Source organism: Ralstonia sp. SA306, assembly GCF_054792405.1.
The window spans coordinates 295,653-314,482 of record NZ_CP096451.1 but is presented as its reverse complement, the minus strand read 5'-3'; the positions used below and the strand labels follow the sequence as shown (position 1 = coordinate 314,482).

General features: G+C 65.7%; 13 protein-coding genes. 5 read left to right on the top strand and 8 right to left on the bottom strand.

All coding sequences use genetic code 11. The features are described 5' to 3' along the window. Positions 1-69: 69 nt before the first annotated feature. Together M1D44_RS01500 and M1D44_RS01495 are read left to right on the top strand one after the other, a co-directional pair. Positions 70-1,413, top strand: coding sequence for a hypothetical protein (locus M1D44_RS01500; RefSeq protein WP_024979140.1), 1,344 nt, complete (start codon positions 70-72; stop codon positions 1,411-1,413). Positions 1,414-1,534: 121 nt separating this feature from the next. After that, positions 1,535-2,446 (top strand): EamA family transporter, encoded by a 912-nt coding sequence (locus M1D44_RS01495; protein ID WP_024979141.1) that lies wholly within the window; start codon positions 1,535-1,537, stop codon positions 2,444-2,446. Positions 2,447-2,452: 6 nt separating this feature from the next. Here the strand turns inward: M1D44_RS01495 and M1D44_RS01490 are convergent, their stop codons facing one another. The 3 genes from M1D44_RS01490 to M1D44_RS01480 form a co-directional block, all read right to left on the bottom strand. Next, the gene (locus M1D44_RS01490; RefSeq protein ID WP_316854211.1) at positions 2,453-3,535 is read right to left on the bottom strand and encodes a M14 family metallopeptidase; all 1,083 of its coding nucleotides are present in this window, start codon (positions 3,533-3,535) and stop codon (positions 2,453-2,455) included. Between the two features lie 168 nt (positions 3,536-3,703). Further along, positions 3,704-4,912: a ribonucleotide-diphosphate reductase subunit beta gene (locus M1D44_RS01485; protein ID WP_024979143.1), complete on the bottom strand. Its 1,209-nt coding sequence runs from the start codon at positions 4,910-4,912 to the stop codon at positions 3,704-3,706. A 116-nt stretch (positions 4,913-5,028) separates the two neighbouring features. After that, complete coding sequence (locus tag M1D44_RS01480; protein ID WP_316684744.1) at positions 5,029-8,022, bottom strand: ribonucleoside-diphosphate reductase subunit alpha; 2,994 nt, start codon at positions 8,020-8,022, stop codon at positions 5,029-5,031. A 651-nt stretch (positions 8,023-8,673) separates the two neighbouring features. Between M1D44_RS01480 and M1D44_RS01475 the strand changes: the two genes are divergently transcribed. The 3 genes from M1D44_RS01475 to M1D44_RS01465 are packed head-to-tail and all read left to right on the top strand — an operon-like array spanning position 8,674 to position 13,125. Further along, positions 8,674-10,704 carry an alkaline phosphatase family protein gene (locus M1D44_RS01475; RefSeq protein WP_316854210.1) on the top strand — a complete coding sequence of 677 codons (2,031 nt, stop codon included), beginning with the start codon at positions 8,674-8,676 and terminating at the stop codon, positions 10,702-10,704. Between the two features lie 30 nt (positions 10,705-10,734). Further along, complete coding sequence (locus M1D44_RS01470; protein ID WP_316684746.1) at positions 10,735-10,929, top strand: hypothetical protein; 195 nt, start codon at positions 10,735-10,737, stop codon at positions 10,927-10,929. 36 nt (positions 10,930-10,965) lie between these two features. Then, a complete protein-coding gene (locus tag M1D44_RS01465) occupies positions 10,966-13,125 on the top strand; it encodes a phosphocholine-specific phospholipase C (protein ID WP_316854209.1) in 2,160 nt (719 codons plus the stop codon). A 71-nt stretch (positions 13,126-13,196) separates the two neighbouring features. Here the strand turns inward: M1D44_RS01465 and ampD are convergent, their stop codons facing one another. The 5 genes from ampD to M1D44_RS01440 are packed head-to-tail and all read right to left on the bottom strand — an operon-like array spanning position 13,197 to position 18,707. Then, a complete protein-coding gene (ampD, locus tag M1D44_RS01460; RefSeq protein ID WP_316854208.1) occupies positions 13,197-13,793 on the bottom strand; it encodes a 1,6-anhydro-N-acetylmuramyl-L-alanine amidase AmpD in 597 nt (198 codons plus the stop codon). Then, positions 13,786-15,411: a sigma-54-dependent transcriptional regulator gene (locus M1D44_RS01455; protein WP_112183610.1), complete on the bottom strand. Its 1,626-nt coding sequence runs from the start codon at positions 15,409-15,411 to the stop codon at positions 13,786-13,788. Before M1D44_RS01455 ends, ampD begins: the two co-directional genes overlap by 8 nt. Before the next feature lie 39 nt (positions 15,412-15,450). Beyond that, complete coding sequence (locus M1D44_RS01450) at positions 15,451-17,490, bottom strand: ATP-binding protein (protein WP_316854207.1); 2,040 nt, start codon at positions 17,488-17,490, stop codon at positions 15,451-15,453. Beyond that, a complete protein-coding gene (locus tag M1D44_RS01445; RefSeq protein ID WP_316684750.1) occupies positions 17,487-17,753 on the bottom strand; it encodes a hypothetical protein in 267 nt (88 codons plus the stop codon). Before M1D44_RS01445 ends, M1D44_RS01450 begins: the two co-directional genes overlap by 4 nt. A gap of 45 nt (positions 17,754-17,798) precedes the next feature. Beyond that, entirely contained in the window at positions 17,799-18,707 is a 909-nt protein-coding gene (locus M1D44_RS01440) for a cytochrome C assembly family protein (RefSeq protein WP_024979152.1), read from the bottom strand. Positions 18,708-18,830: the final 123 nt, after the last annotated feature.

The following is an 18,830-nucleotide window of genomic DNA, read 5'->3' as shown; positions in this document are numbered from 1 at the left end:
CGTTCTCTGGTGTGTCGCATGGTGCTATGCTGCGCGCCAGAGAATCGATAAAACCATGTTGGAATAGCCATGCCCGAGCGCAACCGGCCGCCATTCAGTGGCCCTTTTAGCGCGATTGCCGGGTCGACCACCAGCGCCTATGCCGCAGCAGGAGACACTGCCGGCGACGCCCATGAGCCGATGTCCGGCGGCCGCTCCAGTGCCGTGCGTGATGTCGCTGCACAGGATCTGGCCAGCGACACCGCGCTGTGGCGCTTTGCGCTGGCCGCAGAGCACGGCGGCCGCGCGCCCCACCCCGATGCCGCCTTGCGCGACGATCTTTCCGTCCTGCGCATCCTGCGCCACGCTGATGGCCTGCGCCTGCTCCGGCAAGGATTGCGCAGTGCGTTCCCGGGTTCTGCCCTGCGCTTGACCACCTTCTGGCCCGAAGAACAGCCGCACGCCTACCCGGCGCGCGCGGAAGCCCGCCCAGCGGAATTCGGCGATCTGCTCGTGCTGCTGCGCCTGCGCGGCGCGGTGCCGACGCTCGATTGCCGTGCGCTGTTTCTTACCAGCCGCCGCATCGATCAGCCCGACGATGCGCTCGACAAGCACCACGCGCTACCGCAGATCAGCCTGTACGAAGGCTGGCCCGATTTCAACGTCTATGCGCGTTCGCCGATCAAGTCGCGCAACGCAACCTTCCTGGGCAAGTTTGACCTGTCGGCCGAGCTGGACCCGCTGCGCCGCGTTGGCCGCGACCAGCGCCAGTGGCGCTACCTGACGCCCTGCACTGGCCTGCAGCAGTACGCGCAATGGCCCGGCGCACGGCCGGCTTCGCCGCTGCAATGGCGCTGGCCGTCGGGCGCGCAAGCCGCTGGCGCACGGCCCAGTTCCGGTTCGTTTACCGGGCTGCTGCGACAGCTCGCACGCCCGGAAGGCCCCGGCGAGGATTGCTCCGCGGGCACTGATGTGCCGACCTGGGGCCGCCTCATCAACAGACTGCTCGATCACAGCTGGGAAGTCGCCCCGAGCCACGCGCTCAAGAGCGGCAATATCAGCTCGCTGGCGTTCTGGACGCGACTGCGCGGCTTCCTGACGGCGGAATACCTGCTGGGCTCGCATTCGTTGCAGAAGGGTTTTGGCGCGTCGTTGCAGTTCGAGATGGCCAACGGCCTGCAGGACATCGCCCGCGACGACTGGACAGCCACCACCGGCTTCGACCCGGAAGACCTCGACGTGCCCGGCGTGCGCGGCACGCTGCAGCGCATTGCGGCGTCCAGACTGGCCGTCTTCGGCATGAGCGCCGAAGACCCCGCACCGCTCGCAGCGCCGCGCCCGCAGCGCGGCGTGACCCCGCGCCCCGATGGCGAACGCGAAGGCCTGCGCGTGTTGCTGATCGACGTGATCCGCCCCAGCGCAGCCGCCCTGTAGGCACGCCAATTCGATAAAAAGCGACGCCCGCGCCGCAGAGAACGCAACGATTTCTCGGTGGTGCGCGGCTATGCTGTGGCGTTGCGCTGCTGCGCTTCCTGCCGCCCCTCCGCTGTCGCCCATGCCTTCCGCTGCTCCCGCCTCCGCCGCTTCCACGACAACAGCCTCCCCCTGGATGCCCATCCTTGCACTGATGGGTTCGATGGCCTCTGTGTGCCTCGGTAACTCATTTGCCAAGACGCTGTTTCCGGTACTGGGCGCTGCGGGCACGGTCACGTACCGCGTGACGATTGGCGCGGTGATCCTGCTGGCGTTCTGGCGGCCGTGGCGCCTGCACCTGAGCCGCGCAGATGCCGGCCGCATCGCCCTGTACGGCATCACGCTAGCGAGCATGAACCTGCTGTTCTACCTGTCGCTGCAGCGGTTGCCGATCGGCATTGCGATCGCCATCGAATTCACGGGGCCGCTGGTGCTGGCCGTGCTGCTGTCGCGCCGCGCTCTGGATTTCGTGTGGATCGGGCTGGCGGTGGTCGGCTTGCTCATGCTGACGGTGGCCGACAAGTCGGTCGGCCAGGTTGACCACCTGGGCGCGATGTATGCGCTGGCCGCCGGCGTGTGCTGGGCGCTCTACATCCTGACCGGCAAGAACCTCGGCGGCCTGCATGCGGGCCAGGCTACGTCGATCGGCATGCTGGTCGGTGCGCTGTTTGCGATTCCGTTTGGGGTGGCGCAGGCAGGGTCGGCACTGCTTGCGCCCTCGCTCATTCTGGCTGGACTGGGCATCGGGCTGCTGTCCAGCGCGATCCCGTATTCGCTGGAGATGGTGGCGCTCAAGCACCTGCCGGGCAAGACGTTTTCCGTGTTGCTGAGCCTGGAGCCCGCCATCGGCGCGCTGGCGGGGGCAATCGTGCTGCACGAGCAGCTGACCGGGCGCCAATGGGTGGCAATTCTGGCCATCATCGCTGCGTCAGCGGGGTGTGCGCTGACGGTGCGGGCACCTAAGCCTTCCCCTGATCCTGCCGGCGTCGCCTGACGTCGTTTAGCCGGAAAACCGCACCAGCGCTTGCAGAACAGCCATGCGCGTCTGCGCGTAGACCATCCCCTTCCATTCCGGCGCGTCGCAATAAAACGCATCACGCAGCGCCTGACGAATGCCGGTGCGCTGCGCGGCGCCCTGCTCCGGATGGCGATGCAGCCAATGATCGGCACGCAGCGCCTGCAGCACCGCCAGCGGTGCGAGCGTGCCGAACTCCAGCGTCACGCAGGTCTTCTCGATGCTGGGCAGCAGTTCGTATGCGATGCCGACCAGATCACCCTTGACGACCGATGAGACCGAACCCGCTGCCGCAATCGGTCGAACATCGGCGCCCCAGGTGCGCATGGCGCGCTCCAGTTCCGCAGCGTCGGGGCTGTTGAAGATTTTCTCACCGTGGCCGTAGTGGCCGAGCCCGGTATGCAGGTCGATCCACACCAGGCGCGACATGCCGGCCGCATGCCGCGACACGATCCCGCGCATCTGCAGCGTGCTCCAGCACGGCGCGCTGCCGCCGTAGAACATGCCGTCCGGCACGCGGTATTGGCCGCTCGTTGCGGCGTCTTGCAGGGCCTTCTCGCCGCGCGTCACCATGTAGTGCTGCAGCGCTGCCTGATCCGCCTGGCTGGGCGGCCACGTGCGCGGCAGCAAAAGTGGATCGACTTCGAGATAGGCCGGGTTGGCAGAAGCGGCTTCGGCAAAGTCGACGCTGTTGCGGTTCAGGTCAACGTTGTCTTCATTCACGCGCCGCAAGTGTGCAAACCCGTACGGATTGACCGCGTGCACCAGCAGCAGCGCTACGTTGGCTGCCGCCAGCCGCGCGAATAGTTCTTCGTCTTGCAGCAGGCCGGTCTGGCAGCCGGAGCCGCAGAACCCCTCCACACCATGGACGCCGGAGGTGACGATCAGCAGCGTTTGCGCCTGTGCCGGCGCAAGCAGCGCGGTGTCGATGGAGAGCTGCTCGCCGGACGGCCCCGCCACATCCGGATGCAGATGACGCTCGATGCGGAGCCCGCGCGTCTGCGCGGCGGCGAGGAACTTGCCGCGCGCTTCATCGTAGGTCTGCGAGAAGAAAGCTTCGACCGTCATGGCGGGAATCCCGGGGGCAGTGGTAGCCGCAGCGTGCCATGCCCAACAGGCGCGGCGCAACCGCACAAACGTGAATCGACCGCCCCAAAACGCAAACAGGCGACGCATGGTGCGTCGCCTGTCTACGTTGATGCCGGGTCGAGCCGAGTGTCGAGCCGTTGGCTCAGATCACTCCCAAGACAGCGCACCGCCGGTCTGGTACTCGATCACGCGCGTCTCGAAGAAGTTGCGCTCCTTCTTCAGGTCGATCATCTCGCTCATCCACGGGAACGGGTTTTCTTCGTTCGGGAACAGCGCGTCCAGGCCGATCTGCTGGCAGCGACGGTTGCAAATGAAGCGCAGGTAGCCCTTGAACATCGGTGCGTTCAGGCCCAGCACGCCGCGCGGCATGGTGTCTTCTGCGTAGCGGTATTCCAGGTCGACCGCCTTCTTGAACAGCTCCGTGATCTCGGCCTTGAACTCGGCCGTCCACAGGTGCGGGTTCTCCAGCTTGATCTGGTTGATCAGGTCGATACCGAAATTGCAGTGCAGCGACTCGTCGCGCAGGATGTACTGGTACTGCTCCGCAGCGCCGGTCATTTTGTTCTGACGGCCCATCGCCAGGATCTGCGTGAAGCCGACGTAGAAGAACAGGCCTTCCATGATGCAGGCGAAGACGATGAGCGACTTCAGCAGCTTCTGATCGTTCTCGGGCGTGCCGGTCTTGAACGACGGATCGGTCAGCGTGTCGATGAACGGGATCAGGAACTCGTCCTTGTCACGGATCGACTGCACCTCGTGGTACGCGTTGAAGATCTCTGCCTCGTTCAGGCCCAGCGACTCAACGATGTACTGATACGCGTGCGTGTGGATTGCCTCTTCAAACGCCTGGCGCAGCAGGTACTGGCGGCATTCCGGCGCGGTGATCTGGCGGTACGTGCCCAGCACGATGTTGTTGGCGGCCAGCGAGTCAGCCGTCACGAAGAAGCCCAGGTTGCGCTTGATGATGCGGCGCTCGTCTTCGGTCAGGCCGTTCGGGTCTTTCCACGTCGCGATGTCGCGCGACATGTTGATTTCCTGCGGCATCCAGTGGTTCGCGCAACCGGCGAGGTACTTTTCCCAGGCCCACTTGTACTTGAACGGCACCAGCTGGTTGACGTCGGTGGCGCCGTTGATGACGCGCTTGTCGGCGGCGTTCACACGGCGGTTGCTCTGTGCGGCAGCGGCGTTCGGATTGTTACCGAGGATGCCCGTGCCGGCGGCAGCGGTGGCCGACGGAGGCAGCACGCCGCCCTGGTCAGCGGTGGCCGTTTGCAGTTGCGGCTGCGGTTGATACACCGGCTGCGGTGCAGCCGGAGGTTGTGCGGCAGGTTTGACGTCGTCGTCCCAGCTCAGCATGTGTGTTTCTCCTAATTCTTTGCTCGTCGCTCCCGCTCTTTTGGAGCGCGAGTCCAGTGTCGTTCAGGTCACGGCGCCCCCGCTTGCGCGGGAGCAACCTCAGACACTGTTTTGACTTATTGGCAGGCTTCGCATTCCTCGAAACCGGGGTCGCCGGGGCGCATCGTGCACACGGCGCCTTCAGCTTCCGGCATGGCCTGCGCGGTGGCAGCAGCGGCGTCCAGTGCGCTGGTCGGTGCGGCCGAATTCACGCCGGATGCACCTGCAGCCCCGGTTGCCGAATGACCACCCACATCGCTACCCGACGACACCGCATTCAGCGTGCCGCGCGACACGGTCGACTTCTCGACGTGCGTGGCGCCGATCGTGCGCAGGTAATACGTGGTCTTCAAGCCACGCAGCCAGGCCAGCTTGTACGTGTCGTCCAGCTTCTTGCCCGAGGCGCCGGCCATATAGATGTTCAGCGACTGTGCCTGGTCGATCCACTTCTGGCGACGCGAGGCAGCTTCCACCAGCCATTGCGGCTCCACTTCGAAAGCCGTTGCGTACAGGTCGCGCAGGTCTTGCGGGATGCGGTCGATGCGGGCCAGCGAGCCGTCGAAGTACTTCAGGTCGGCGACCATCACTTCGTCCCACAGACCGCGTGCCTTCAGGTCGCGCACCAGGTAGTCGTTGACCACCGTGAACTCACCCGACAGGTTCGACTTGACGTACAGGTTCTGGTACGTCGGCTCGATACAGGCCGACACGCCGATGATGTTGGAGATCGTTGCCGTCGGGGCGATCGCCACGCAGTTCGAGTTGCGCATGCCGTACTGCTTGATGCGGCCGCGCAGGCTGTCCCAGTCCATCGTCGACGACATATCCGTTTCCAGATAGCCGCCGCGCTCTTCGGCCAGCAGCTTGAGGGAGTCTTGCGGCAGGATGCCGCGATCCCACAGCGAGCCCTTGTAGCTGCTGTAGCGGCCACGCTCTTCAGCCAGTTCGGTCGACGCCAGGTAGGCGTAGTAGCACACGGCTTCCATCGAAGTGTCGGCAAACTGCACCGCTGCATCGCTGGCGTAAGGCACACGCAGCACATGCAGCGCGTCCTGGAAGCCCATGATGCCCATGCCGACCGGACGGTGGCGCAGGTTGGAGTCACGCGCCTTCTTGACCGCGTAGTAGTTGATGTCGATCACGTTGTCGAGCATGCGCATGGCCGTGCGCACGGTCTTCTTCAGCTTCTCGTGATCGAGCACCACGCTGCCGTCCGCTTGCTTGATCAGGTGAGCGACCAGGTTGACCGAACCCAGGTTGCACACGGCGATTTCGCTGTCGTTGGTGTTCAGCGTGATTTCCGTGCACAGGTTGGAGCTGTGCACCACACCCACGTGCTGCTGCGGGCTGCGGATGTTGCACGGATCCTTGAACGTGATCCACGGGTGGCCGGTTTCGAACAGCATGCCCAGCATCTTGCGCCACAGTTGCAGCGCCGGCATCTTCTTGAAGAGCTTGATCTCGCCGCGCGCGACCTTGTCTTCATAAGCCAGGTAGGCCTGCTCGAATGCCTTGCCGACCTTGTCGTGCAGGTCCGGGCAGGTAGACGGCGAGAACAGCGTCCACTCGCCACCTTCCATCACACGCTTCATGAACAGGTCGGGAATCCAGTTCGCCGTGTTCATGTCGTGCGTGCGGCGGCGGTCGTCGCCGGTGTTCTTGCGCAGTTCCAGGAATTCTTCGATGTCCAGGTGCCACGTTTCCAGATACGCGCAGACAGCGCCCTTGCGCTTGCCGCCCTGGTTCACGGCCACGGCCGTGTCGTTGACCACCTTCAGGAACGGCACCACGCCTTGCGACTTGCCGTTGGTGCCCTTGATGTGCGAACCGAGTGCACGCACGTTGGTCCAGTCGTTGCCCAGGCCGCCTGCGAACTTCGACAGCAGCGCGTTTTCCTTCAGCGCCTCGTAAATGCCGTCCAGATCATCCGACACGGTGGTCAGGTAGCACGACGACAGCTGCGAGCGGCGCGTGCCCGAGTTGAACAGCGTCGGCGTGCTCGACATGAAGTCGAACGACGACAGCAGCTGGTAGAACTCGATGGCGCGGGCTTCGCGGTCGATTTCGTTCAGCGCCAGGCCCATCGCCACGCGCATGAAGAATGCCTGCGGCATCTCGATGCGGGTTTCGTTGATGTGCAGGAAATAGCGGTCGTACAGCGTCTGCAGGCCGAGGTAGTTGAACTGGAAGTCGCGCGAGGCGTCCAGCGCCGCACCCAGGCGGGCCAGGTCGAACTGCGCCAGCTTGTCGTCGAGCAGCTCGGCGTTGATGCCGCGCTTGATGAACTGCGGGAAGTAGTCGACGTAACGCGTGCTCATTTCCGCTTGCGTGACTTCTTCGCCGAGGATTTCGCGGCGGATCGTGTGCATCAGGATACGCGCCGTGACCTGGCTGTACGCCGGGTCCTTTTCGATCAGGGTACGCGAGGCCAGGATGGCCGAGTCGTACACCTGCGTCATCGGCACGCCTTCATACAGGTTCTTGACCGTTTCCTTGAGGATCGGCTCCGGGTCCACCGCTTCGCCCAGGCCTTCGCAGGCCGAGACGATCACGTTGCGCAGCGCCGCCATGTCCAGCGGGCGGGAGATGCCGCCGTCGGTCACGTTCAGGCCGATGAAGGCCGGTTGCTGCTGGGTTTCGCCGGCTTGCGCGCGCTCCTGGGCGCGGCGCTCGCGATACAGCACGTAGGCGCGGGCAACGTCGTGCTCGCCCGAGCGCATCAGGGCCAATTCCACTTGGTCCTGCACGTCTTCGATATGGAACGTACCGCCGTTCGGGCGGCTGCGCAGCAGTGCGCGCACGACGTTCTGCGTTTGTTGGTCGACCAGCTCGCGCACACGCGCGGAAGCAGCGCCCTGCCCGCCATTCACGGCGAGGAAGGCCTTGGTCATGGCCACGGCGATCTTCGAAGGCTCGAAGCTGACCACGGCGCCGTTGCGGCGAATGATCTTGTAGTCGGCAAGGTTGACGCCGGAAGCGATGCCGGTGGCCACGGCCGTGCCGCCAGCGCTTTGCGCAAATTGCGAGGGGTTGGCGGTGCCGGAGTGGATTTCGGATTGGGCCGTCTGCATGTGGACTCCTGTTGAACCGTTCGTTTTTTATTGGCTCGCCGAGCGGGTGACCCGTTGGCGAACCCTCGCGCTACGCGGAGAAATGAGACGGAAAAGACCCTTGCCTTTTCTCAGCTCCCAAGCGTCGGCTTGACCCGCCGTACGCCCGCCCCCGCGTGGCGCCGAAATAAGAATCCCGGAAAGTCACCACTATATCTAGTGTGTTACCCCGGGATTGGCCCTAAGTATAGTGGATCGATCAAACAAGACCAGTCTTGACAGATGGCGGCGAAGGGGGGTTTTCTCAACCCAAATGCAGTGCCGCAAACCCGCCATCCCAGGCAGCACAACGGGTCGGCGGGACTGGCGTGCGGCGTCGCAATGACCGCCTCTTCAGAATAATTCTTTCTATCGACGTCGCAAGTTCAATAGACGTCACCTCATCCACGGTAGGGGCATGTGTGCCGCGCACAGCACTGGTGCAGACGTGCTGCGCTCCGCGCCCTCCTGGACATTCCCCCCGCTCAAGAAATCCGAATAGCCGCATCAGCATTCTTGCCGCGGCTGTCACTTGAGCGACAGGCCCCAACCCTACGCTTCGGTCGCATTGCAGGGAGCGCAATCACAGCGGTGGGACACCGAGCGCCGCACACAACGACCGAGGAAATCGACATGGACTGGAATCAACCCGCCCGCCGCCTGCTGACGGCTGCGCTGGGCACGACGGTGGCCGCCACGCTGGCGACCACCTTGACCGCATGCGGCGGCGGCGACAGCAGCCCCATCGCCAACCAGGGCAACACGGACGCCCCGACCACCAGCGCCAGCAAGAAAGTGCTGGTGGTCGGCGTAGACGGTGCCACCTATGCGCAGGTGCAGAGCGCGCTCCTGCAGCGCAGCTTGCCGAACCTGGGCACCCTGGCGGTGATGCCGGCTTCGACGGGCGGCACGCTGGGTACCACCACCGCCCAGGCGCCGCTGGACACGCCAAGCTGGGCCACCGTGCTGACCGGCACCTGGCAGAACCGCCACAGCGTGACGGACGACACCGTCACCACCCTGGCCGCCCCGAGTGTCTTCAGCTATGCGCGCAGCGCCGCCAAGGCGGCCGGCACCACGCAACGCCTGGGCGCTGCCGTCAGCTCGGCCGTACTGCCGGCGCTGCTCAAGGCGGATCAGCAAGGCGGCAATCTCGACGCGCTCGTCGACTGCGCCCAGGTGGACACCTGCGTGACGCAGAACAGCGTGAAGCTGGTGCAGTCGGGCTACGACGTCGTCTTCGCGCAATACACCGCGCCGGCTGCGGCCGCGCTGGCTTCCGGCGTGCAGAGCGACGCGTACGCGGCCGCACTGGCCAACGTCGATCAGGCGCTGGGCACGCTGCAGGCTGCCATCGCCCAGCGCCGCACCGCCAACCCGAACGAAGACTGGCTTGTCGTCGTGACCACCAGCCACGGCCTGGACGCCACAGGCGCCACCACGTCGGCGCCGACGCTTGAAAACCGCACCGCCTTCATCGCGCTGAACAAAAGCGTCAATCCGGTGCTCGGTAAGAACGGCATGGCCGCGCCCACGTCGGAAGCCGCGCTCGCGGCCCTGCCGAGCGAGGCTGACATCGTGCCGACCGTGCTGGCGCAATTGAACGCCGCCGTGCCGGCGACCGCCCACAAGTTGGATGGCGCAGCGCTCACCGCCAGCACCATCGGCGTGCGCAACCTCCAGAGCACCGTGGGTGCGTACAGCGCATCGCTGGTGCTGAACTGGCAGAACCCGACGTCAGCGAGCGGCCCCATCACCGTGCTGCGCGACGGCAAGCAGGTCGCCACGCTACCCACCACGGCCACGCAGTACACCGACAGCAACATCGCCACCGCAAGCGGCATCTACCGCATCAACTACACGCTGGTGCGCAACAACGTGCCGGTGTCGATGCTTGCGCAGATCGCCTACGTTGCACCGACGCCGCTGGCGACGTCGCTCACCAACGGCCTGGCCGCGTACTACAGCTTCGATCCGCTGCCGCCGACTGACCGTAAAGCCAGTTCGACGATCGGCCCGTGGGTGGCAGGCACCGACGGCGGTTCTGCGGTAACCGACCCCTTTGGCGGTACGGCGCTTTCGGTCGATTCGCGCATCGACGCCTACAAGCTCACCCAGAACGGCGCCGACATCGCGCAGAGCCCGCAGTTCACGATTGGCTTCTGGTTCAAGTCGGACTGCACGCAAGGCAACGGCACTGGCGAGCCCATCCTCGCCAACAAGGACTACTACTCCGGCTCCAATGCCGGCATCGCCATCGGCCTGTGGGGCGGCTGCGAAGTGCGCTTCAACCTGGGCAGCGGCGGCAAGCGCGACGACATCCAGGGCATGAAGTTCAGCGCCAACCAGTGGGCCTACCTCGCCCTGTCGGTCGATGCGCAGGCCAAGCTTTTCAGCGCTTACATCCTTGACCCGGTGCTGGGCGTGCAGAAGGTGGAAGACAAGGCCATCGCCAATACCGACGTCACCAAGCTCAATGGCCTGGCCACCAAGGTCTGGGGCCTGAACGACGACGCCACGCACAACTACGTGCCCAACAACCCGGGCTCGCTCAAGGGCGTGATGGCCTACGACGACCTCGCCATGTGGACACGCCGGCTGACGCTGGACGAACTCAAGACGATCAACGGCTCGCACCAGCCGCTGTCGACGCTGAACCCCTGATCCCCTCCCCCAACCCGAACGAGACAGCTCATGAAGCCTTTCATCAACCCTCTCGCGCGGCCGCACTGGCTGGCCGCCGTGCTGCTGTGCGCCGCCACCTTGTCGTTGTCGGCCTGCGGCGGCGATTCGAACGACGGCACGCTGAGCACAGGCCCCGGCGCCGCTCAGCCGGATCAACCCGGCCAGCCGCCGGCCAACAAGCCGACCCTGCACTGCGCTCCGTAATGCGCGGCTTCCCATCGACTTGCGTTTGAGACCGACATGACTTCCGACACGAACCACGCCAACAACGGCAGCCGCCGCAACTTCCTCAAGATGGCCAGCACGGGCGCGATTTCCGCCGCTGCGCTCGCCGCCTTCCCGCCGTCGATCCGCCGTGCGCTGGCGATTCCCGCCAACAACGCCACCGGCACGATGCGCGACGTTGAACACGTGGTGATCCTGATGCAGGAGAACCGCTCGTTCGACAACTACTTCGGCACGCTGCAAGGTGTGCGCGGCTTCGGCGACCGCTTCCCCATTCCGCTGGCCGGCGGGCTGAACGTGTGGCAGCAGACCTACGTGCCAAGCAGCGGACCGAGCCGCACGGTGCTGCCCTATTACCTCGACAGCAGCGCCGGCAACGCGCAGCGCGTCTCGGGCACCCCGCACAGCTACCCCGATGCCCAAAACGCATGGGACCTCGGCCGCATGAGCAAGTGGCCGACCTACAAGCAGACGCAGTCGATGGGCTACTACAAGCAGGCCGAGCTGGACTTCCAGTTCGCGTTGGCCAACGCCTTCACGCTGTGCGATGCGTACCACTGCTCGTTCCACGGCGGCACCAACACCAACCGCCTGTTCCACTGGACGGGCACGAACGACCCGACCGGCGCTGCGGGCGGCCCGGTCATCGACAACAGCGGCGACCACCTCGACGCCAGCGTCACGTACAACTGGAAGACCTACCCGGAACGCCTGCAGGCTGCCGGCGTGTCGTGGAAGGTCTACCAGAACATGCCGGACAACTTCACCGACAACCCGCTCGCGGGCTTCAAGGCCTACCGCGATGCCAACGCCGCGCGTGGCAACCTGGCCGACGGCACCCCGTTCCCGCCGTACACGCCAGCCGACGAAACCGTCAGCCCGCTCATCAAGGGTGTCGGCAACACCATGCCCGACGGCGGCTTCCTGCAAGCCTTGAAGGATGACATCGCCGCAGGCCTTCTGCCGCAGGTGTCGTGGATCGTTGCACCGGCCACGTATTCCGAGCACCCCGGCCCGTCGAGCCCCGTGCAGGGCGCGTGGTACACGCAGGAAGTGCTCAACGCGCTCACCGCCAACCCGGCCGTGTGGAGCAAGACCGTGCTGTTCATCAACTTCGATGAAAACGACGGCTTCTTCGACCACGTGCCGCCGCCCGCAGCCCCCGCCTATGACAACGGCGTGCTGGCCGGCAAATCGACGGTCAGCACGGCCGGCGAATACCACACGGACCAACACCCCTATGGCCCCGGCCCGCGCGTGCCGATGTACATCGTCTCGCCGTGGAGCCGCGGCGGCTGGGTCAACTCGCAGGCGTTCGATCACACCTCGGTGCTGCGCTTCCTGGAACTGCGCTTCAACGTCCAGGAGACGAACATCAGCGCATACCGTCGCGCCGTGCTGGGCGACCTGACCAGCGCCTTCAACTTCGTCAACCCGAACAACGAAACGCTGCCGACGCTTCCCAGCCGCGACAAGACCACTGCCGACGCCATCCGCACCGCGCAGGGGTTGCAGCCGCAGGTGCCGCTGCCCTCCGTCACGGCGCAGCAAATGCCTACACAAGCCACCGGCACCCGCCCCTCGCGCGCCCTGCCGTACGAGCTGCACGTCAGCGCACGCGAAGACGCCACCAACCGCACGCTGCGCCTGATCTTCAGCAACACCGGCACGGCCGCGGCCGTCTTCCACGTGTACGACCGTCTGCATCTGGACCGCGTGCCGCGCCGCTATGCGGTCGAGCCCGGCAAGATGCTCGACGACACGTGGGACGTCTTCACCGCAGACAAGGGCAAGTACGACCTGTGGGTGCTCGGCCCCAACGGCTTCCACCGCGCCTTCTCGGGCGATGTGAGTGCCGTGTCGGCAGCGGGTTCGAGCGCGCCGGAAATCCGCGTGTGCTACGACCTGGCCAACGCCGAGGTCTACATCACGATGATGAACACCGGCACCGCCGGCTGCACCTTCACCGTCAAACCCAACGCCTACCGCACCGACGGCCCGTGGACGTTCGACATCCCAGCCGGCAAGCAGCTCGACCAGCACTGGCCGATCGCGCGCCAGGGCAACTGGTACGACTTTACGGTGACGGTGCCGCAAGGCGGCTTCACGCGGCGCTTTGCCGGCCGGATGGAAACGGGCAAGGACAGCGTGTCCGACCCGGCGATGGGCAACTGAGGTGTTGAACTAGAAGGATCAGCTGGGAGAAAAACGCGGGCGGCCTTCGCAACAGGCCGCCCGTTTTCATTTCAGAGCGCGTGCTGATACGGAAACAACGCCGCGTTGAACCCGCCGAGCGCACGCAGATGCGCCCAGTCGAAATGCGGCCCCGGATCGGTCTTGCGGCCCGGTGCAATGTCCGAGTGCCCGGCAATCGCCGTAATGGGATACGCCGCGCAGATCGCCCGCACGAGCGACGCCGTGGCGGCGTACTGCTCGGGCGCGAAGGGCAGATCGTCGGTGCCCTCGATTTCGATGCCGATCGAGAAATCGTTGCAGCGCGTTCGGCCGAAAAAGTCCGACGCACCGGCATGCCACGCGCGCGCGTCGCACGGCGCAAACTGCACGCACTCTCCTGTGCGACGGATGAAGAAATGCGCCGATACGCGCACGCCGCGCAACTGATCGAAGTACGGATGCGCGTCGCAGTCGAGCGTGTTGGTAAAGAAGTCGAGCACGTGATTGGTGCCGAAATCGGCAGCAGTCTGCGCGGGCGGCAGGCTGATGTTGTGCAGCACGATCAGGTCGATCGGCATGCCTTCGGGCCGCGCGTCGATATTCGGCGACGGATGTCGGTGCCCGCCATCGACCCATCCGTCAGCACCGATATGCAACCGTTCAGGCATCGCCGTTCAGCCCATTTCCGGCAGGTTCACCCACGCTGCCAGACGGCGCTTCAATGTCCCGCGGGTCACGGATGCCAAGTTGCTGCATGCGATAGCGCAACTGGCGGAATGACAATCCGAGCAGCTTGGCCGCTGCCGTGCGGTTGAAGCCCGTCTGGTCCAGCGCGGCCAGGATCACGTTGCGCTCGACCGACTCCAGGTAGGCCGGCAGATCGATCGGCAATGCAACGCTCGGCAGCGACGGCTCCGCCGGCTGCGCAACGGGCGCCGGCTCGGGCTGTGCCACTGGTTGCGGCATTCCCAAGGGGCTTGGCACAGGCGCCGGCATGTAGACGGCATCAGGCCAGTTCGCCATCGGCGGCGGCGACATCGGGTGATGGGCGGCTGCAGCAGCCTGCGCCTCGCGCGTGCGGTGGAACAACGGCGAGCGCTCGATCTCGGCGCCCAGCGCGCCAAGGTCGTCCACATCGATCGACTCGCCTTCCGCAAACGCGTAGGCACGCTCCAGCAGGTTCTCCAGCTCGCGCACGTTGCCCGGGAACGGGTACGCGCACAGTTGCTGCAGCGCCGGACGCGTCAGGCGCTTGGGGCGCGGATCGCCGTAGCGGCTGGCGAGCTGTTCGAGCAGCACGCCGGCCAGCACGGGCACGTCTTCGGCACGCTCGCGCAGCGTGGGCATGCGCAGCTCCAGCACGTTCAGGCGGTAGAACAAGTCTTCGCGAAAACGGCCGGCGGCCACCAACCGCGCGAGGTTCTGGTGGCTGGCGCAAACGACGCGCACGTCGACCGGATCTTCGCGGCTCTCGCCGATCTTGCGCACGCGGCGCTCCTGCAACGCGCGCAGCAATTTCACCTGCATCGTGAGCGGCAGGTCGGCCACCTCATCGAGCATGAGCGTGCCGCCATTGGCCGCCTGGAAGAAACCCTGGCGATCGCTGTCCGCGCCGGTAAAAGCGCCTTTCACGTAGCCGAAAAACTCGGCTTCCATCAGGTTCTCGGGAATCGCACCGCAGTTGACCGCCACAAACGGCCGCGATGCACGCGCAGACAGGGCATGCACAGCGCGCGCAGCGCGCTCCTTGCCGCTGCCGGATTCGCCGCTGATCACCACCGGCGCCATGCTGCGCGACAGGCGCATCAGCGAACGGCGCACTTCCTGCATCGCGGCGGAATGGCCTGGCAGCAGGTCGTTGGTGCGCTCCACCAAGTCGGCATTACCGGGATCGGGATCGCGTTGCTGGCGACCCAGCGCGTTGAGCACGAGGCTGCGCAACTGGTCCAGCGAGAGCGGCTTGGCGATGTAATCGAACGCACCGGCCTTGAGCGCTTCGACCGCGTTCTCGGCGCTGCCATAAGCGGTGATGACGGCCACCGGCGTGCGATCTGCCGTGGCAGAGAGCTGGCGCACGAGCTCAATGCCCAGGCCATCGCCCAGGCGCATGTCGGTCAGCACGAGTGCGAAACGCTGGCGCGAAAGCGCCTCGCGCGCTTCGGCCAGCCCGCTGGCGAGCACGACGTCGTGCCCCATGCGGCGCAGGGAGATCTCCAGCAGCTCGCGCAGGTCGGCTTCGTCATCGACGACGAGAATGGGTTCGCGAACGATGGCGGCTTTGGACATGAATCAGCAGAAGATCGGCGGAAATTCGCGGCCAGCGGATCATTCCGCTACGGCCAAGGCAGGTTGGTCAAACATCAGGGTGATGACGAAGGCGCGGCGCGGCAATGTGTCGCGCGCCTCCATGGTCAACGCTCCGGTGCGATCGAGCAAGGATTCCAGTGCGATGGCACCGTAACGGATCTGCGCATCGTTGGCGCTACACAACTCGCGGGCCATGTAGAGGCCCAGACCAGTGCCTTGTGCGTCATTCGTGAAGAACGGCTCGAACAGGCTGCGTTGCTGCTCGGTCGGCACTTCCGGGCCGTCGTTCCAGATCACGAGTTCGGCGTGGGTATCGTCCAGCGCGTAGGCCGCCAGCTGGATCGAACCCGGCACACGGCGGCAATAGCGCAGCGCGTTGTCAAGCATGTTGCCCACGACCTGCAGCAACTGCGCCGGGTCGAACAGCACGGGCTTGTCCAGGTCGACCGCCACGCGTACGAGGTTCGGGTTGATCTCGGTTGCTTCACCTGCGCGGCGCAGGGCCTCGGCACGCCAGCGCTCGACCACCTCCGGCAGCACCTGCGCCAGTTGCACGCGCACGCGTTCGCCACGCGGGCGGCGCGAGAGCATCAGCACGTCGGCGACCACCTGATCGAGCCGGCGCACGTTGTCACGGATGATGCGCAGCAGGCGCGTCTCCACGCCGGAGCTTTCCGGACGCACGTGTGCGCCGCCATCCTGGCCGTCGCCCGGATCGTCCAGCAGTTCCGCGGCCTGGCTGATCGCGGCCAGCGGGTTGCGGATCTGGTGCGCGACGCTGGCCACCAGCCGCCCCATCGAGGCCAGCTTTTCCTGCTGCGCCTGCTCCGCCACACGCTCCCAGCTTTCCACATGGACCAGCACGGTGTCATGCAACTCGTGGCGCAGAAACGCTTCGTCGTCCACCGACCAGCCCTGTGCGGTGGCCTCGGCCGACGGAATACGTGGACGCATCTCGCCGCCCTCGCCCGGCAGGCCCCGGCCGATCGAGCTGACGAGGCTATCCATATAGACGCTGCGCAGGTTGGCCAGGCTCGGCAGGATGAAGCGCAGGCGCAGGCGAGCGCTCAACATGGCGCGGCCACCCCGCCCGCCCGAGGCAACGGGCAGCAGGTCGAGGATGCGCGGTGCATCGTCGTCACCGGTGCCATCGGTGGGACGGCTCTTGCGGCGCAGCCACTGGCGCAGCATTTCGAGCAGCGGGCGCAGGTGCGGCACGTCCTTCAAGTCAAACAACATCGCACCGCTGCCGACAAACGCGCTCTGTGGCACGCCCAGCAGCATGGCCGCAGCCGGGTTGGCTGCAACGACACGGCCATCGGCACGCACCAGCATCACGCCGTCCTGCATGTCGTAGACCATCAGGCGGTTGACGAGCTGTTGCAGACGCAGCTCGCGCTCGCGGGCCATCGTCAAACGTTCCTGCGCGATCTGGCGATGCGACAGGCCGTACATCATCGACGCGGCCATCATGTAGACCAGGCCGTACAGCCCGGCAGATGCCAGCCCCGGCGCAATCACTCCGTCGCTCATCATCCGCAGGAACGGATCGGCCAGCACCACGATCGAGGCCACGGCCGCCGTGAACAGCGCAAACAGCAGGCTGGTGAGCGCGCCGGCGGCCAGCACGGGCACCAGCAGCACCATCGCCACGCTGGCCGACAGGCGCGAGAGCGTCGCATACGCCAGCCCCAGGAACAGCAGATCGAGCACCACGTCCAGTCGCACGCGGAATTGGAATCGCGTGCGCCACCAGCCGGCCGCCGCCAGAATCAGCAGGGCCATCGCCAGATACGGCAGCGTCAGGCTGAGCAGGGCATCGCTATTGGGCAGGCCGACTGCGTCGTTGTGCTCGCGCGGCACCATCACGAACAGCAACAGCACCAGCGCCACCGCTGCGCGGCTGAAGGCGAAATAGCGCAGCAGGCGCCACTGGAATTCAGGCGGATCGGGCTCCAGCCAGACCGAACGGAGCGCGCGCCAGGCGTTCAGGCGCGAGAGCAGGCTACGCGCGGCGGATGGCGTTGCCCGCACGGCACCCGACGCTTCGGGCGTCACGTGTTGCCTCGGTCAGCATGCTCGGGGCAGCGATAGCGGCCGCCCGGCAGCGCGATCATGCCGGTGCGCGGTGCATGCACGCCGCACACGGCACATTGCTCGATGGGTTGCGAGGCCTGGGGCTCAGGCGTGCGATTGGCCGCGCCCTGCCCGCGCGAGGCTGTCTGGCCCTGCCCCGAAGAGCGGGAGGAACGCGTCCCAAGGCGGCTCAACCACCACCAGCCGGCGAGCAGCATCAGGATCAGCAGGACAGGACGGGACATGGAGAACAGACAAGGACAAGTAACGGCGCAGGCGCCAGGGGCGCACTAGGCGCGATGCAGGATGACTTCGAGCACGAAGCGGCTGCCCACGTACGCCAGCAGCAGGATCGCAAAGGACGCCATCACCCAGCGCAGCGCTACACGTCCGCGCCAGCCGCGAAAACGCCGGCCGATCAGGATGCCACCGAACATCGCCCAGGACAGCACGGCAAAGATGTTCTTGTGATCGAAATGGAAGGCGCTGTGGAACAGTTGCTCGGAGAACAGCACGCCCGATGCGATCGTCAGCGTCAAGAGCACGAAGCCCGCGCCGATCAGGCGGAACAGCAGTTTCTCAAGCGTGAGCAGCGGCGGCAACAGATCCAGCCAGCGGCTGAACCAGCTTGCCTCCGGCCGGTTGATCGTATGTAGTCGGCGCTCTGCAGCCAGCATGAGGATCGCGTGGAATGCCGCCAGCGTGAACAGCCCGTAGGCGACGTTGGCAATAGCGAAGTGCAGCTTGAACAGCGGGCTGGCCGCATAGCCGAGAATCTGCGTGCCAGGGAAGACCACCGGCAACAGGCTTCCGACCAGCGCCACCGGCATCACGAGCAGGCCGAGGCCGGCAAGCGAGAAGAAAAGGCTTTCGATCCAGAAAATGCCCACGCCCAGCCACAGCATGGCCGACAGCGCATAGGCAAAGCCAAATACCATGGCGCTGGCCGGGAAAATCGTCTCGTGCAACAGGAACCCGTGCGCGATCAAAGCGGCCAGCAAACCCCAGCGCCACCAGGCCGGGACCGTGTCGGCGGCGCCCGGAGGCGGCGGAACGAGGACCGTGGCACCCGGCGACGGACCACCTGCCGCCATGGCTCCCGCCGGGGCCTGGGCACCCAGCCCACCGCGTCGCGCCCACGCTACCGAAGCGAGGATGCCGTAGAGAAGCGCCGTCAGCGCATACAGTACAATTGCCATTTGCACAGTTTACCGCAGCGCACCCCGGTTTTGGCTGGGGCCTGCCCCCGCCGAAAGCCTCGTTGGGCGGGAACGCAACATGCGCGCATTAAGTACATTCCCTGCCGGTGCAAGCCAAATGCG

Coding starts and splice junctions, on each gene's coding strand:
- M1D44_RS01500 (WP_024979140.1), top strand. CDS start 70: ATGCCCGAGCGCAACCGGCCGCCATTCAGTGGCCCTTTTAGCGCGATT.
- M1D44_RS01495 (WP_024979141.1), top strand. CDS start 1,535: ATGCCTTCCGCTGCTCCCGCCTCCGCCGCTTCCACGACAACAGCCTCC.
- M1D44_RS01490 (WP_316854211.1), bottom strand. CDS start 3,535: ATGACGGTCGAAGCTTTCTTCTCGCAGACCTACGATGAAGCGCGCGGC.
- M1D44_RS01485 (WP_024979143.1), bottom strand. CDS start 4,912: ATGCTGAGCTGGGACGACGACGTCAAACCTGCCGCACAACCTCCGGCT.
- M1D44_RS01480 (WP_316684744.1), bottom strand. CDS start 8,022: ATGCAGACGGCCCAATCCGAAATCCACTCCGGCACCGCCAACCCCTCG.
- M1D44_RS01475 (WP_316854210.1), top strand. CDS start 8,674: ATGGACTGGAATCAACCCGCCCGCCGCCTGCTGACGGCTGCGCTGGGC.
- M1D44_RS01470 (WP_316684746.1), top strand. CDS start 10,735: ATGAAGCCTTTCATCAACCCTCTCGCGCGGCCGCACTGGCTGGCCGCC.
- M1D44_RS01465 (WP_316854209.1), top strand. CDS start 10,966: ATGACTTCCGACACGAACCACGCCAACAACGGCAGCCGCCGCAACTTC.
- ampD (WP_316854208.1), bottom strand. CDS start 13,793: ATGCCTGAACGGTTGCATATCGGTGCTGACGGATGGGTCGATGGCGGG.
- M1D44_RS01455 (WP_112183610.1), bottom strand. CDS start 15,411: ATGTCCAAAGCCGCCATCGTTCGCGAACCCATTCTCGTCGTCGATGAC.
- M1D44_RS01445 (WP_316684750.1), bottom strand. CDS start 17,753: ATGTCCCGTCCTGTCCTGCTGATCCTGATGCTGCTCGCCGGCTGGTGG.
- M1D44_RS01440 (WP_024979152.1), bottom strand. CDS start 18,707: ATGGCAATTGTACTGTATGCGCTGACGGCGCTTCTCTACGGCATCCTC.